The 16900-nt window shown below is 30.0% G+C and carries 15 protein-coding genes; all 15 read right to left on the bottom strand.

Features of this window, described 5'->3' with window-relative positions; all coding sequences use genetic code 11:
* Positions 1–59: 59 nt before the first annotated feature.
* The gene (locus GPX08_RS12655) at positions 60–2156 is read right to left on the bottom strand and encodes an HDIG domain-containing protein (protein WP_156627168.1); all 2097 of its coding nucleotides are present in this window, start codon (positions 2154–2156) and stop codon (positions 60–62) included.
* Positions 2157–2175: 19 nt separating this feature from the next.
* The gene (gene yqfD, locus GPX08_RS12650; RefSeq protein WP_156627167.1) at positions 2176–3315 is read right to left on the bottom strand and encodes a sporulation protein YqfD; all 1140 of its coding nucleotides are present in this window, start codon (positions 3313–3315) and stop codon (positions 2176–2178) included.
* A gap of 1 nt (position 3316) precedes the next feature.
* On the bottom strand, positions 3317–3595 hold the full coding sequence (gene yqfC / locus GPX08_RS12645) for a sporulation protein YqfC (protein ID WP_156627166.1): 279 nt from the start codon (positions 3593–3595) through the stop codon (positions 3317–3319).
* A gap of 452 nt (positions 3596–4047) precedes the next feature.
* Positions 4048–4224, bottom strand: a complete 177-nt coding sequence (locus GPX08_RS12640) for a 30S ribosomal protein S21 (RefSeq protein WP_003441547.1) — start codon at positions 4222–4224, stop codon at positions 4048–4050.
* 117 nt (positions 4225–4341) lie between these two features.
* Complete coding sequence (locus tag GPX08_RS12635) at positions 4342–4683, bottom strand: HIT domain-containing protein (RefSeq protein WP_156627165.1); 342 nt, start codon at positions 4681–4683, stop codon at positions 4342–4344.
* A 147-nt stretch (positions 4684–4830) separates the two neighbouring features.
* Entirely contained in the window at positions 4831–6135 is a 1305-nt protein-coding gene (mtaB, locus tag GPX08_RS12630; RefSeq protein WP_156627164.1) for a tRNA (N(6)-L-threonylcarbamoyladenosine(37)-C(2))-methylthiotransferase MtaB, read from the bottom strand.
* Entirely contained in the window at positions 6135–6890 is a 756-nt protein-coding gene (locus GPX08_RS12625; RefSeq protein WP_156627163.1) for an RsmE family RNA methyltransferase, read from the bottom strand. Before GPX08_RS12625 ends, mtaB begins: the two co-directional genes overlap by 1 nt.
* Before the next feature lie 19 nt (positions 6891–6909).
* Entirely contained in the window at positions 6910–7851 is a 942-nt protein-coding gene (gene prmA, locus GPX08_RS12620) for a 50S ribosomal protein L11 methyltransferase (RefSeq protein ID WP_156627162.1), read from the bottom strand.
* A 356-nt stretch (positions 7852–8207) separates the two neighbouring features.
* Positions 8208–8705: a thiol peroxidase gene (locus GPX08_RS12615; RefSeq protein WP_156627161.1), complete on the bottom strand. Its 498-nt coding sequence runs from the start codon at positions 8703–8705 to the stop codon at positions 8208–8210.
* 147 nt (positions 8706–8852) lie between these two features.
* Positions 8853–10403 carry a nitrite/sulfite reductase gene (locus tag GPX08_RS12610; RefSeq protein WP_156627160.1) on the bottom strand — a complete coding sequence of 517 codons (1551 nt, stop codon included), beginning with the start codon at positions 10401–10403 and terminating at the stop codon, positions 8853–8855.
* Between the two features lie 239 nt (positions 10404–10642).
* Positions 10643–11758: a molecular chaperone DnaJ gene (gene dnaJ, locus GPX08_RS12605; protein ID WP_156627159.1), complete on the bottom strand. Its 1116-nt coding sequence runs from the start codon at positions 11756–11758 to the stop codon at positions 10643–10645.
* Between the two features lie 91 nt (positions 11759–11849).
* Entirely contained in the window at positions 11850–13709 is a 1860-nt protein-coding gene (gene dnaK / locus GPX08_RS12600; protein ID WP_156627158.1) for a molecular chaperone DnaK, read from the bottom strand.
* Positions 13710–13760: 51 nt separating this feature from the next.
* A complete protein-coding gene (gene grpE / locus GPX08_RS12595) occupies positions 13761–14375 on the bottom strand; it encodes a nucleotide exchange factor GrpE (protein WP_156627157.1) in 615 nt (204 codons plus the stop codon).
* A gap of 18 nt (positions 14376–14393) precedes the next feature.
* Complete coding sequence (gene hrcA, locus GPX08_RS12590) at positions 14394–15425, bottom strand: heat-inducible transcriptional repressor HrcA (protein ID WP_156627156.1); 1032 nt, start codon at positions 15423–15425, stop codon at positions 14394–14396.
* A 184-nt stretch (positions 15426–15609) separates the two neighbouring features.
* A complete protein-coding gene (locus tag GPX08_RS12585) occupies positions 15610–16743 on the bottom strand; it encodes an oxygen-independent coproporphyrinogen III oxidase (protein WP_156627155.1) in 1134 nt (377 codons plus the stop codon).
* Positions 16744–16900: the final 157 nt, after the last annotated feature.

Genomic DNA, 16900 nt, shown 5'->3' with positions numbered 1-16900 from the left:
TAACTTCCTTAACTGTTCACTGTTAATTATTCATTGTAATTGTTAATTAAGGGCTGTTATTAAACAGCCCCTTTTTTAATTTCCTTCTTAGCTTTCGCTTCAGATGGATATTCAATTCTATGATGATAAATACCATCTAAAGTCTTAAGAAAACTCTTTCTTATTATTTCCACATCTTTCAATGTTAAATCACAATCTACAAGTTGCCTATTATTAAGCTTATCATTAATTATATTATTAACCATTTCTTCAATTTTACCTTTAGTAGGATCTGTAATAGATCTAACTGAAGCTTCAACACCATCAGCAAGCATTAATATTCCTGATTCCTTAGTATTTGGAATTGGGCCTGGATATCTAAAATCTTCTTCCTTAATTTCATCAGGATTTTCCGCTTCTTTTTTAGCCTTAAAATAGAAATACTTAACTAAAGTAGTTCCATGATGTTGAACTATAATATCTTGAATTACCTTAGGAATTTTATGCTCCTTAGCTAACTCTAACCCATCCTTAGTATGAGAAAGTATAATTAGTGTGCTTAAATTCGGAGTTATCTTATCATGAGGATTATCTCTTCCTATCTGGTTTTCACCAAAGAAATATGGTCTCTTCGTCTTACCTATATCATGATAATAAGCTCCTACCCTAGCAACCACAGGATTACCTCCAACTAATTCTGCTGCTGCTTCAGCTAAATTAGCCACCATCATGCTATGATGATAAGTTCCCGGTGCCTCCATAATAAGCTTTTTCATTAATGGTTGATTTGGATTAGAAAGTTCTAATAACTTTATATTAGTTACTACATCAAATATTGATTCAAAAAATGGTAGTAAACCAACAGCTAGAATTCCTGATAAGACCACTCCTATTAATGTATATCCAGTCTGAATAATGTTTTCTTTTAAATTATTAGAAGAAATCATACCAACAGTTAAAGCTAAAACACCTATTATTACAGCAATATAGCCTGTTGAATAGATAATGTCATTTCTTTGTTGTACCTTCTTAACTGCTGTAGATCCAAGTATAATACTTAAAATTGATAAAAGTATAATAGATGGGTTAAATCCAGTTATTATAGATATAAATATTAAATTTAACAAGTTTGTTACTAATGATATTCTATAATCAATTAATATTGTTATTAGAATAGCTCCACAAACTATCGGAATAATATATGGTGAAATAATATTTAATCCCATAGACAATCCTAATACAATAATATTTACACTACTTATAAGGATTATTAGCTTAGTATTTTTAAATACATCTGGTCTTTCCTTATATATATAACTAAATTGAATAAATAATATTAAAGCTACTAAAACAGCAAGTGCTAAAAAGGATGATACATAGCTTTTAGTAATACCATTACTTAATAAACCTAGCTCCTTTAGTATCTCTATTTGTCTCTCAGTTACTGGCTCTCCCTCTTTAACAATTATTTGATTTTTCTTTATTATTTCTTTTTGAACACTCTTTTCTGCTTCTTTTATATTTTCTTCTGTTTTTTCTGTATCTATAAATAAGTTAGGCTTTATTTGAGAATGCACAATTGTTGTTAAAGTCTCTTCTAATGCTATATCTAAATTATGACTTTGAATTTCTTCTAAAGCTATTCCCCTAGCCTTCTGCAATGCTTCATAATCATTTTCTTCAATATTATTATTTGCATAAACCTTCTCTAAAGCACCAACTGCAACGGACTGAATCTCTGTAACTTGTGATGCTGACAATGCAAGTAAAATGTTATACTCATCATCACTTAATCTAATTGATTCTATTTTCTTTACTTCAGTCAATTTATCCTTGGCATCTTTACTCGATGAAACTTCCGAAGAAATTTTATTGAATAATTTATTTACATTTTCTATGGCCTGTGTTTTAACTTCACTTTTAACAAAATACTGCTTTTCCTCTTTTGCTTTCTCTATTGCTTCTTGTACTTTTTCTTTAGTTGCAATTTCATCTATAGTATCAATAGGCGCTTTTATGTCTACAGGAGCTATATCTCCAACTGATAAATTATGCTTTTTGGGCGCTATTGATGTTAACAATAGAAAATATGTTAATAAAAATACCACTACATAAATTAGCCCTCTCTTGTACTTTAATTCTTCTTTTCTTATTTCTTTTCTAAAAAACAAGTTCATCCCCCTTTACTACTGTAGCTTAATAATCAACTGTGTCATAGTTAACTATATTTTGTTCAACAACAAAAACTACATTTACTACTAACTCCTCTTCTGAGTCTTCCCTTGTACTAACTATCCTATCTATAATCTTAGCTTCTCTAGTTAAATCATTATACAGAGATTTCTCTAAATCATTAATAGAGTTACTTATTATTTCCTCTTTAGTCAATTCTATAGGAATTTCTTTCTTTTCATAGTAATTTATTTTGTTTATTATTTTTCCACTTTCCTCTATTTTATCATATTCACCAAAGTCTTTTATAGCTTTTTTAAGATAAATTTTCTTTCCGAAGATATTTAAATATATATCACTATCCTTTTCACCACTTCTTTTGAGTTCAGTTCCTTGATATTTAGCCTTTCTACTTTTTTCATAGAATGTATTAGCCATAACCACTCCATCTGGTATAACCTCATAAGGATCCTCTTCTTTTCCATTTATACCTTCTATTATTACATCACCAGCTTTTACAAAATCACCTGAATGTACTACTGATCTTCCTTCAAAAGTATAAACTCTACTTATCTCGCCATCCATCCTAGCAACTAAATTTCCTAAGCTTCCTTCTTTTATTTCAGGAGGATTAACCTTTTCTTCTATCGAAACCTTCAAAGTAGAACCTTCCACCCTTGCTCTTAACCATAAAATATCAGAATTCATATTTTCTAACTTCTTTTCAATATCTTTAAAATCTATTTTTCTCTTACTTATTCCAGGCTTTATTCCTAAATCATATAATTGCTGCCTTAGTTCATAAGGAGAAACATTTTTCTTTGTAGTAATTTCAATACTCCAAACAAAGGTTGATAAATATAATAATATTACTATAAACATCCCTCCACCAAGAGCTAAAACCATCTTACCTTTCAATTTTCCAACAAAGAATAATATCCCTCTACTACCTACTATTTTACTTTTTCCTCCAAGCCTTTTTACAGCCTCAACAACTGCTAAGTAATTCTCATATTCTACAGTAACCCTTATAGTTACAACATCTACTCTCTTTACATTTATAACTCTAATATTTTCACTCCATAATATGTTTAAAAGCCTTTCTGGTTTTAATATGTTAATTTCTAATATTACTTTTCCACTCTCAAATACACCTTTCGCCATGCTACACCTCGTAAGAAACTGATTTAAATTTTCCACTTATCGTAATAGTAGAGTCGCCAATATATAATATTTCAAAGTTTTCTCCCTCAATATTTACAACTTTCACCTTAGTATTAACTTTGATTATATTCCTTTCGAATAGTATTATGCCTTTATGATTTTCTATAGTAATCTCATCATTACCTACTATCGTAATCTTAGGAAAATTCAAAACTACATCCTTTGGCAAATCAAATTTTTCTGCAATTATATCTCTACTCTTATCAAACTTATCTTGCATAATTTTCTCTCCTTATATTATTTCTATTAGTACTTTATGATAAATATATTTAGAAAATTACACCTTACGATTCTCAAAAAAAGTTTCTTAAATAAAGCAAAAAGCAAAAGGAAAATTCCTTTTGCTTATTTATCAGTTAATATTAATCTTTAAATTAATTTTGATACAACTATAAGTTATACCCAAATGTTATTAACACCAGTGGTGTAGCCGTTTCTTTAATAATTTCATTTTCTTCTATTAACTGCTGAGGAAGGTACTATAATAAGAGATTACTCTTATTTATTCCCTTAATTCAAGTATAATTGTATTACACCTTTTGATAACTATACAAATATAGTCCTCAACTCTAATGTATATAAATACATTCAGTTTTATTGGATAATCATAGATTCCAATAATAGTTCACTCAATTAAAAATCAAGTTATATTGAGTCTAAATCAAAATTATCCTACTTGAATTTTCTCTTTCTAGCAGCTTCTGATTTTTTCTTTCTCTTCACGCTTGGCTTTTCATAGTGTTCTCTCTTTCTAACTTCAGAAAGAACTCCTGCTCTAGCACATTTTCTCTTGAATCTTCTTAACGCACTTTCAAGTGTTTCGTTTTCTCCAACTTTTATTTCTGACATCTATTATCCCTCCCTCCGCTAGCTCAAATTAATTAATTTAACTCAGCTACGGGCTTAATAACACACGCTATATTATACAATAGGCATACCCTAAAGTCAACTACTTGTATAAACTATTTAGCCTGGTGGCCATTTTAAATCTCTTTGGCCTAAAACATGAAAATGTATGTGATCAACAGTTTGACCTCCATCTTTTCCACAGTTATTAACTATTCTATACCCTGTTTCGCTTATATTCAGTTCTTTTACTAACTTATTAATTACAAGGAATATGTGTGAAATAATACTAGCATTTTCTTCATTTAATTCATTAGCACTTTGGATATGCTCTTTAGGTACTACTAAAAAGTGAACTGGTGCCTCAGGACTAATATCATAAAAAGCTAATACTTTATCATCTTCATAAAGCTTTTTACTTGGAATTTCACCAGCTACTATTTTACAAAAAATACAACTCATAAATTCACCACCTTTACAATTAAGAATTAAGATGAAAAATGAAGAATTTAGGTTAAAACTCAACGATCTGAGTTTCTGAAATTAAGTTTTTCATAATTTAGCCTCTGCTAAATTATTTCCTTCATTCTACATTATTCATTTTACATTTTACATTAATTTCCCTATTCCGTATTCTTCTTTTGCTTCAGTTATTTCTATATCTACTATTTTACCAGTAACATCTGCACATGTACAAGGTACATGTACTTTGATATAGTTTCTTGTATATCCTTCATATACTCCTGGCTCATTCTTAAGCTCTGTTTCTACTAAAATATCCATTTCTTTACCGATATACTTTTCTATAAATTCTTTTTCATTTTTATTGCTTAATTCAATTAAAAGCTTACTTCTTTTTTCTTTAATAGTTCCATCTATTTGATCTGGCATATCAGCTGCCTTCGTTCCTTTTCTTTGACTATATTTAAATACATGAGTTTTTGTAAGCTTAATATTCTTTAAGAATTCATATGTTTCATTAAATTCTTCTTCTGTTTCCCCTGGGAAACCAACAATTACATCAGTAGTTATTGAAACATCAGGTAAAGTTTTTCTTAAAAGTTCAACTGATGCTGCATATTCTTCTGCAGTATATCTTCTATTCATTCTCTTAAGAGTTGCATTACAACCACTTTGAAGAGATAAATGGAAGTGAGGACATAACTTTTTAAAGCCCTTAATCTTTTCAATTACTTCAGAAGTAAAGAAAGCTGGCTCAATTGAACCTATTCTGATTCTTTCAATTCCCTCTACCTTTTCTATTTCCTCTATAATATCAATTAAGTTAACATTGCCTTCTAAGTCTAGTCCATAAGAAGCTGTATGAATTCCTGATAAAATAATTTCTTTAAATCCATGTTCAGCTAGTTTATTTACTTCTTCTATTACCTTTTTAGGATCCTTTGAACATACAGATCCTCTTGAATAAGGTATTATACAGTAAGTACAGAATCTATTACATCCATCTTGAATCTTTAAGAAGGCTCTAGTCTTATCTTGGTACTCTTCTATATTAAGCTCTTCAAACTTTTTATTCTTTAGTACACCTTCAACATGAACTTGAGATTTCCCCTCATCTCTAGCTTTGTTTACATAATATACTACATCACCTTTATTTCTAGTTCCAAGAACTACATCTACTCCAGGTATTTCAGAAACTTCTTTTGGAGCAATTTGAGAATAACATCCAACTACTGCTATAATAGCATCTTCATTTAATCTTCTTGCTCTACTAATAATTTGCCTAGATTTTTTATCTCCCATATTAGTTACTGTACATGTGTTAATTACATATACATCAGCTACTTCACTTGCTTCTACAACTTCATAGCCTTCTCTAATAAATTTTTCTACCATTGCCTCAGATTCATATACATTAACTCTACATCCAAGAGTTGAAAATGCAACTTTCATTATTTACTTCCTCCTAAATCTCCAAGCTCATATTGAACTAAAGAAGTAGCCACAAAACCAGCTGTTTCAGTTCTTAAGATTCTACTTCCTAAAGTTACTATATAAGCACCATTTTCTCTTAGCTTATTTATTTCCTCTAATTCAAATCCACCTTCTGGACCAACTAATATTCCAACAGTTTTTATACTAGATATATCAATTTTTTCATTATTAAACAGTGTTTTAATTCCGAAATTTTCAGCATTTTCATAAGGAACTATAACTAAATCTAAGTTTTTAAGATTATTTAAAGCTGTTTCAAAATCCACTGGTTCTAAAACCTTTGGAATTATACTTCTTTTACTTTGTTTTGCAGCTTCTAATGCAATCCTATTCAATCTATCTAGCTTTTTAAAGTCCCCCTTAAGCTTTATATCCACTCTATCTGTTAAAGTAGGTATAAATTCAGAAATTCCTAGTTCTGTCCCCTTTTGAACTATTAAATCCATCTTTTGGGCCTTTGGTAAGCCTTGATAAAGAAAAATCTTTATTGAACTTTCATTATTGATTTCTAACTTTTCATCAATATCTAAGATTACTTCTTGTTTAGTTATTTCTTTTATAGTCGCTAAAAACTCTTCACCTTCACAATTGTTTAAGACAATTTGATCCCCTTCATTTAGCCTTAATACTTTATATAGATGCTTTACATCATCACCTAAAATTTTACCTTGATTATCTATTATATTTTCTTTAGGAGTAAAAAACTTATGCATTGAAAACTCTCCTTAAAACCTATTTTGCTTTGGCAACTATACAGTTCCATTCCCCATCTTTATTTATTTCAATAACTTCAAAGCCTGTTTCCTCTAGCTTTTTAGTAACCATATCTACCCTATCATGAATAATACCTGATGTTATAAAATATCCATCAGCTTTAAGCACTCTTTTAACATCTTCAGTTAAAATACATATAACTTCAGCTATAATATTGGCAACTACTATATCTGCTTTTCCATCAATTACTTCAACTAAATTACCATATAAAATATCTATATTGTCTAAATCATTATATCCTACATTTTCCTTAGCAGATTCAACTGCTACTGGATCTAAATCAACCCCAACAGCCTTTTTAGCTCCTAATTTTGCAGCTGCAATTGCTAGTATTCCTGATCCACATCCAACATCAAATACTACGCTATCTTCCTTAACATAGTTTTCTAATGATTGAATACACATTCTAGTAGTTTCATGAGTACCAGTTCCAAAAGCCATACCTGGATCTAAAACTAATACTAATTCATCATTTTCTTCTTTATATTCTTCCCATATAGGCCTAACTACTATTCTATTACCTACCTTTGTTGGCTTATAATACTTTTTCCAGTTATTAGCCCAATCTTCTTCATACATTTTTTCGCTTTCAACTTTAGCTTCTCCTAAGTCTAAGCCTAATGATTTTAATTCCTCAATTTTTTCATTTACGTAATTTAATATATCTTCTATATCATCTTCTTCAGCAAAATATGCTTTTACAACAGCTACTTTGCCTTTATGTTCTAAAACATTAATATCAGCAAAATCCCAAGTTAAAGGTCCTTGCTCTCTTTCTAAAATATCATTAGGATCCTCAATTGCAACTCCTTTACAATCTAATCCATAAAAAATGCCTGAAACTGGTTCTAGAGCTTCACTTTTAGTAATAACTCTTACTTCAATCCATGTTCCTTCCATGTAAATAATCAATCCTTTCAGATATATATGTTTCAATTAATAATCTGCATCAATATGGTTTATAAAATTTATTTAAGTAAAATATAAAAATTGAAAGCATATATTATTTAATTTTTATATAAGTTACAGAAAAAACTTCCTCCATAAATATCATTAAAATAAAAAATTATTTGATAAAATGAATAATACTTATTACAACTTATATATTTGACTAATTTAATATTTTACACTTATGTTAAGTTTCTGTCTAGTATTGTTTTATTTTCAGCTACTCTTCCATTAAAGTAAAAAAATAAAAGTTGTAACATTAACTATTTTTTCTAAAGTTAACGCTACAACTTTTTATGAATTAGAAATTACTTAGCTGATTTAGCTGCTTCTAATATCTTTTCATAACTTGGTTCGTTAGTAATTTCTTCTAAGTATTCAACAAAAGTTACATTGTCATTTGAATCAACTACGAATGATGCTCTTGCAAGTAAACCTAATTCCTTAGCATAAGTACCTGTAGCTGCTCCAAAACTTCTATCCTTATAATCTGATAAAGTCTTTACCTTTTCTACTCCTTCTAAAGCACACCATCTGCTTTGAGCGAATGGTAAATCCATTGATACAGTGTAGCAAGTAACTCCAGCTAAAGCATCAATTTGTTCATTGAACTTCTTAACTTCCATATCACATACTGGTGTATCAATAGATGGAACTGTTAAAAACACTCTAACTCCCTTAGAATCTTTTTCTGTAAATTCTCCTAAATCATTAGTAGTAACCTTAAAACTTGGTAATTTATCTCCAACTGATACAGTATTTCCTTCTAACGTAATTGGCGAACCTTGAAATTTAACAACTTTCATTTTTATATTCCTCCTAAATTAAAACTTCTATTTTATTTTTACCATATTTGTCATAAAATAATATAACTTAATTATACATCTAATAATTATTATTTGCAAATATTTCTTATTTAAAAATCTTTAGTTTTAATTCAAAAGTAATTATTATTAAACTGAGTATTCTTCCACTAGAATCTTAAATTCATCTGCTCTATCACTCAAATAATCTTCAAAGCTTAAGTTACTTTCTTCAACCTTTTTAGAAAGTTTAAATAAAAATTCTGGTATCTTACTACTTTGAATATCTGCGTAAGCTTCTCCTAGTCTTGATTTCTCAATACCACATGCTCCATTTACAAATAAAGTAAAACACTCTTCAATAGCTTCCCCAACCCTCTTTTTCTTACCTGTAAATCCTATTCCACTAATCTGATGTACTCCACAAGAGTTTCCGCATCCAGAAAAATGTATTTTAGGTAATATATCTAATCTACCTTCATTCTCTTTAAAATAATTAATTACGCTATGCAATGTACCTTGGCTATTACATAATCCAACTTGACATATAGGTACTCCAATACAAGCTACACTTTGTTCAAAATCAGTTTTTGCGCTCATATTTTCTGTTAGACTTAATAATTCTTCTGCTTCTTTACCATTTAGATTTCTAAAGTAAACCCCTTCAGTCATTGCAAGTCTAATTTCAATATCTTCAAAGTTAGCAATTAAGTCTAATATTGCTCTTAAATCTTTTACTAATAATTGTCCTCCAATTGGATGTAAATAAACACTGTATAGGCCTTCTTGTTTTTGTTCAACTAATCTTGAATTATCTACATTAGTTTTAATTCCCTTTTTATCATAAACCTTAGGCTTAACTTCAATTTCTAAACTCTTGTCATTCTTAACTTCATTTACATACTTTTCATAGCAATTTAAGAATTCTTCCTCCCCTAACCTCTCTACAATATATCTAATACGAGCCTTATTTCTGTTAGTGTAGTCTCCCTCAGCCATAAATAGTCTTACCATAGCTTCTACATAATATAAGACTTCTTTTGGTTCTATTAATTCTCTATACTTAACTGCTTTCCTAGGGTTCTGTCCAAGTCCACCACCTAAATACACTTGGAAGTATTCCTTACCATCTTTATTTACTGCAAGGAATCCTAAATCTTGAACAGTACAATGTCCTTCATCATTTTCATTACTAGAAAATGAAACCTTAAGCTTTCTCGGTAATTTATATGTATAAATTCTTTCTAAGAAATAATTTCCTACCTTAATAGCATATGGTGTGACATCAAAAGCCTCATCTTTCTCTACACCTGATAAAGGTGAAATAGCAACATTTCTTGGGAAATTCCCACCTGCACCTCTAGTGTAGATATTATTGTCTAAAGCTTCTTTCATCAAATCACAAACTTCATCTATAGATAATCCATGAAGCTGAATAGCTTGACGAGTAGTAAAATGAATTTTATCTAATCCATATTTAGCAGCAAAATTATATATAGTATTCATTTCAGAAACATCCGTTATGCCTGATGGAATTCTAAGCCTTATCATAAAGTCTTTTCCACCTCTGTGAGCATAAACTCCAAAGCCACCTGAAGCATGCTTAAATTGCATTAAATTAAGTTCTCCATTAATAAATTGATGTCCTACTTTTCTGAACCCTTCAATTTCTCCATATAAAATTTCTTTTAACTTTTCCATCTTCCACCTCTTATTATGTATTATTAACTTAAATTATAACACTAATGTTTAGTGTTTCTTTATAGTTTATTCTTATGTAAACTATAAGATTTCCTTATCTTTTATTTTATGTATTATAATATTTTTTAAACAAACTAAATATTTCATATTGAAATATTTTTATAAGAAAACAAAAAAACTCATTAATACTTTTAGAATCTATAATTTCTAAATAAGTATTAATGAGTTTATTTTATATTTTATTTAAAAAGGTCTTTTAATCCTTTTTTGTGAGTTGTCTCTCCAACTTTTTCTCCGCAAGCTTCCATAAACGCTTTTAACGCCTCTTTTTGCTTATCATTTAATGTCTTAGGAATATCAACTATAACCTTAACGTATTGATCTCCTCTACCTGATGAGTTAACTCTTGGAACACCTTTTCCTTTTAATCTAAATAATGTACCTGATTGAGTTCCAGATGGAACAGTATACTTCACGTCACCATCTACTGTAGGAACTGTTATCTCTACTCCTAAAGCTGCATTACCCATAGAAATATGAGTATCATAGTAAATATCATTACCTTTTCTTACAAATTTCTTAGAAGGAGAAACATTGATTCTTACATATAAATCTCCAGGAGGACCATCATTAGTTCCATGATTTCCTTGTCCTCTTAAAGGCATAACATTCCCTGTATCAACACCAGCTGGAATATTAACTTTTATTTTTCTATTTTTTCTTACATTACCTTTTCCATGACAAGTAGTACAAGGTTCTTCAATAACAGTTCCGCTTCCACCACAGTTATTACAAGTTGTAGTGCTAACAAAGCTTCCTAATGGAGTTTGTCTTTGAACTCTTATTTGTCCTTGTCCGTTACATGTAGGACATGTCTTTTTAGATGTACCAGCTTTTGCTCCTGTTCCACTACAAGTTTCACAAGATTCGCTTCTATTTATTGAAATTTCTTTTTCAACACCAAAAACAGCTTCTTCAAAAGTCAAGTTAACAGTGTATTCTAAATCCGAACCTCTTTGTGGGCCATTTCTTCTTCTGCCGCCGCCAAAGAAGCTTTCAAAAATATCTCCAAAGCCACCCATATCAGAAAAGTCAAAGCCACCAAATCCACCTGATCCAAATCCACTGCCATCAAAATCAACTGTTCCAAACTTATCATATCTTTCTTTCTTTTCAGGATCTGAAAGTACTTGATAAGCCTCATTTATTTCTTTAAATTTATTTTCAGCTTCTTTATCGCCTTGATTTTTATCAGGATGATATTTTATAGCAAGCTTTCTAAAGGCTTTCTTAATTTCATCTTCTGAAGCTCCTTTTTCAAGCCCAAGGGCTGCATAATAGTCCTTATTTGCCATTTATTTTTCACCACCATTTTAAACTTTACAAAAGGGAAGACGACTTTTGCCTTCCCTCATATATTATATATATCTGATTAATAGGTTACAACTATTTATCGTCTTTAACTTCAAAATCTGCATCTACTACATTGTCATCATGTGGAGCTTCACTAGCACCTGCGCCACCCATGTTGTTTGGATCGAAGCCTGCTCCTTGAGCTCCTTCTGCTCCTTGAGCATCTTGATACATCTTAGATGAAATTGCATAGAATTCTTTATTTAATTCTTCCATAGCATTCTTAATTGCATCTAAATCTTCGCCATCTTTAACTTTATTTAATTCATCTAACTTAGCTTGAACTTTAGCCTTATCATCAGCAGATACCTTATCTCCTAATTCTTCTAAAGCCTTAGCTGTTTGATAAGAAGCTTGATCTGCATTATTTTTAACTTCTATTTTTTCTTTTCTCTTCTTATCTTCTTCAGCAAACTTTTCTGCTTCTTTAACAGCTCTTTCTACTTCGTCTTCACTTAAGTTAGTTGAAGCTGTAATAGTGATATTAGCTTCCTTATTTGTAGCCTTATCTAAAGCAGATACCTTAACTAATCCATTAGCATCTATATCAAATGTAACTTCTATTTGAGGAATTCCTCTTGGTGCTGGAGCAATACCTGATAATGTAAATCTACCTAAAGTCTTGTTGTCAGCTGCCATTTGTCTTTCACCTTGAACTACGTGAATTTCAACTGATGTTTGACCATCTGCTGCAGTTGAGAATATTTGACTCTTCTTAGTTGGTATTGTTGTATTTCTTTCTATAAGTGGAGTTGCAACTCCTCCTAAAGTTTCAATACCTAATGTTAATGGAGTAACATCTAATAATAATACATCCTTAACTTCTCCTGTTAATACACCCGCTTGGATAGCCGCACCTACAGCAACACATTCATCTGGGTTAACTCCCTTTGATGGTTCCTTACCTGTGAAGTTCTTAACTGCATCTACAACAGCTGGTATTCTAGTAGATCCACCTACTAAGATTACTTTATTAATATCACTTAATGAAAGGTTAGCATCTGATAATGCCTTCTTCATTGGCTCTATTGATCTTTCAACTAAGTCATGAGTAATTTCGTTAAACTTAGCTCTAGTTAAGTTCATATCTATATGCTTAGGACCTGTTGCATCAGCAGTGATGAATGGTAAGTTAATGTTTGTTTGCATTGATGATGATAATTCAATCTTTGCTTTTTCAGCTGCTTCTTTTAATCTTTGAAGAGCCATCTTATCATTTCTTAAATCTATTCCATTTTCAGCTTTAAACGCTTCAGCCATAAAGTCGATAATTCTTTGGTCAAAGTCATCTCCACCAAGCTTAGTATCTCCATTAGTAGATAATACTTCAAATACTCCATCTCCAAGTTCTAAGATAGATACGTCGAATGTACCACCACCAAGGTCATAAACAAATATCTTTTGGTTTGTATCCATTTTGTCTAATCCATAAGCTAAAGCTGCTGCAGTTGGTTCGTTTATAATTCTTAAAACTTCTAAACCTGCAATTTTACCTGCATCTTTAGTTGCTTGTCTTTCAGAGTCATTGAAGTATGCTGGAACTGTAATTACTGCTTGAGTTACAGCTTCACCTAAGTAAGCTTCTGCGTCAGCTTTAATTTTTTGAAGTACCATTGCTGATATTTCTTGTGGTGAATGATCTTTACCATCTATTGTTACTTTATAGTTAGTACCCATATGTCTCTTAATTGAAATTATTGTTTTATCTGGATTAGTAATTGCTTGTCTTTTAGCTATTTGTCCTACTAATCTTTCTCCATTTGCTTGGAATGATACTACTGATGGAGTAGTTCTTGCTCCTTCAGAGTTAGCGATTACTACTGGTTCTCCACCTTCCATAACAGCTACACAAGAGTTAGTTGTTCCTAAATCAATTCCTATAATTTTTCCCATAATTTATTTCCTCCTAAAATATATATTGAAGTTAGTAAAATTTCTATTTAATTAATTAGCTACCTTTACAACAGTATATCTAATTACTTTTTCTCCTCTTTTATATCCCTTTTGGAATACTTCAGCTATAGTATTAGTATTAAGATTTTCATCTTCAATATGCATTACAGCTTGGTGCAAGTTTGGATCAAACTCTCCAGTGGCGTCAATTTCTTCCACCCCTAATTTTTCAAAGGAAGTTTTAAAGCCTTTTATAGTCATTTCTATTCCTTTTTTAATATCTTGAGCGTTTCCTTCAACTTCAACTGCTCTTTCTAAGTTATCTAATACTGGAATCATTTCTTTCAATACATCAGTACAAGCATCTGTGTAAATGCCTTCTTTTTCTTTAGCTGTTCTTTTTCTGTAATTTTCATATTCAGCTGTTAATCTAAGAAGTCTTTCTTTTAATGTATCAATTTCATTAGTTAACTTTTTGTTTTCATCTTTTAACTTACGCATAGCATCTAACTCATTTTCCTTATCATTATTTTCTTCATTATCTGAAGTTTCATTAATTTCTGATTCAGTATTAGTAGTTTCTTCAGAATCAATTTCAGTTTCTGGTTGTGCTTCAGTTTCTAAAGTATTATCAACTTCCTCTAAAATATCTTTGTTATCCTCCACAAAAACACCTCATCTCTCTTATTCTATAATTTGATTTCTTAAGCTCTTATTAAGTTCTTTCATAACTTGATTCATTATAGCCACTACTTTAGAATAATTTATTCTCTTTGGTCCTATAAGTCCAACACGACCTATCGGTCTGCCATCTAAAGAATATACGGCTGAAATGATAGAGCAATCCTTAGCCTCTGGAAAATCATTTTCTTCACCTATTCTTATAGTAATATCATTCCCAGGTTCAATTAAATCTAATAAATTTTCTTTGTCATTTATTAATGATAATATTTCCTTTGCTTTTTCTATGTTGTTGTATTCAGGATAATTAAAAATATTAGTTGCTCCTTCAACAAAAACTTCATTACTTTTTGATTCTTTTAAAGTTTCGTATAAAGCTGGAAGTATTCCATTAAACACTTCATCGTAGCCTGCTAATTCTTGTTTCAAGTTATTAATAACTTCTAAGTTAATTTCTTCAATCGTTAAATTTTTAAGTCTTGAATTTAATACTAAATTTATCATCTGAATAGTTTCAGCTTTAGGCATGTTGTTAACTCTTATCCTATGATTTTTAATAACACCATTGTCTGCTACTATTACTGAAACCAAATTATGACTATCTATGGTAAGCAATTGAATAGATTTTATATAACTACTTCTTACAGACGGAGTCTGTACAACAGTTGTTAAATTAGTAAGCTCTGATAATAATGAGCATGCTTGCTTTACAATTTTATCAACTTCATACATAGCAGAATCAATTATATATTCCTTAATCTTAAGCTCTTCATCTTTAGTCAGTCTACCAAGCTCCATAAGCTTATCAACATATAATCTATACCCTTTATTTGAAGGTACTCTTCCCGCTGAAGTATGTGGTTGCTCTAAATAACCCATCTCTTCTAAATCAGCCATTTCATTTCTAATAGTGGCTGAGCCTACTCCTAAGTCATATCTCTTTGCTATAGTCCTTGAACCCACTGGTTCTCCAGTCATGATATAGTCATTAATGATAGCTTGAAGTATTTTTATTTTCCTTTCATCAATAGCCATTATATCACCTCTACCTGTTAGCACTCATTAGTATCGAGTGCTAATGACTACAATATCAATATATTATTTCTTAACTTATTTGTCAATTTTATTAACTGATAAAATAAATAATATGCTTCTAATTAGTTAAATTATTTTTAATTTTCTCTAATTTTCTAGTTTTTACTTCGATTTTCTATATGCTTTATAATATAAAATCACTCATAACTGAATTGGAAAATTCTATTCCTTTTTCTGTTAATTTAAGCCTATCATCATCTTCTACTAAAAGACCCTTTTGAATATTTTTATTTATTTCATCATTATATATTTCATAAATATCTACTTTAAATCTTTTCTTAAACTCCTCCTTGCTTATTCCTTCAATCATTCTAAGTCCCATAAATACAAACTCTTCAATATTGTCTTCTCTTGAATTATCATTTTCTTCTAAAACAATTGACTTCCCATCCATAATTCCGTCTATATAAGCTTTTACATTCTCAACATTTTTTATCCTTTTCCCATCCATAAATGAAGTAGATGCTGATCCTACTCCTAAGTAATTCATACTTTGCCAATAAACTTTGTTATGATAACATTCATATCCTTCTTTAGAATAGTTGGATATCTCATATTGATGATATCCTTTTTCTTTTAATATCCCTTTAGTTTCAGAATACATCCTTCTTTCATCCTCTTCTGAAGGTAATATAAGCTTATTTCTCTCCCAAAGCTTATAAAAGGCTGTTCCTTCCTCAACTATTAAACTATAAGCTGAAATGTGTTCAGGTTCTAAGCTAGAAATAGTTTCTAAAGATTCCTTCCATTCATCAAAACTTTGATTTGGAAGACCGAACATTAAATCAACATTTATATTCTTAAATCCAACTTTTCTCGCAAGATTAAAATTTTCTTTAAATTCATTAAATGTATGAATTCTTCCTATATCTTTAAGAAGTGAATTTTGTACAGCTTGAAGTCCCATGCTAATCCTGTTTACTCCACCTTCTATCATTGTCCTAAGCTTTTCTTCTTCTAAAGCTCCTGGATTGCATTCCATAGTAAACTCCATTCCTTCTTCTAAATCTAATTTACTAATTGTTTTAAGCAATTTATCTATTTCTTTCACTTCTAAATATGAAGGTGTTCCACCACCAATAAAAATACTTTTTATTTTATAATTAATAGCTTTTTCTTCTATCTCTTTGCATAAAGCCTTAACATAATCTTCCCTTAAGTAATCTATAGATGCATAGGAAGGAAAATCGCAATAGAAACATTTCTGTTTGCAAAATGGTATATGTATATAAAGAGATAACTCTTTTTTATTTTCCATATTATCAACTCTTTCTAAAATAAATTCTTATTATACTCATTATATATAAATTTTAATAAAATGCGAAGATAACAGTAAAGATAAATATAATAGCTCAATAATCTAATGGCTACAAAAAGAGGAATTGAATACTTAGTGAAGTTGAGTGAAAGGATAA

This window comes from Clostridium tertium (assembly GCF_902652255.1).
In the GTDB taxonomy this organism is placed as follows: domain Bacteria; phylum Bacillota; class Clostridia; order Clostridiales; family Clostridiaceae; genus Clostridium; species Clostridium tertium_A.
This window is presented reverse-complemented; position numbering and strand designations above follow the sequence as displayed.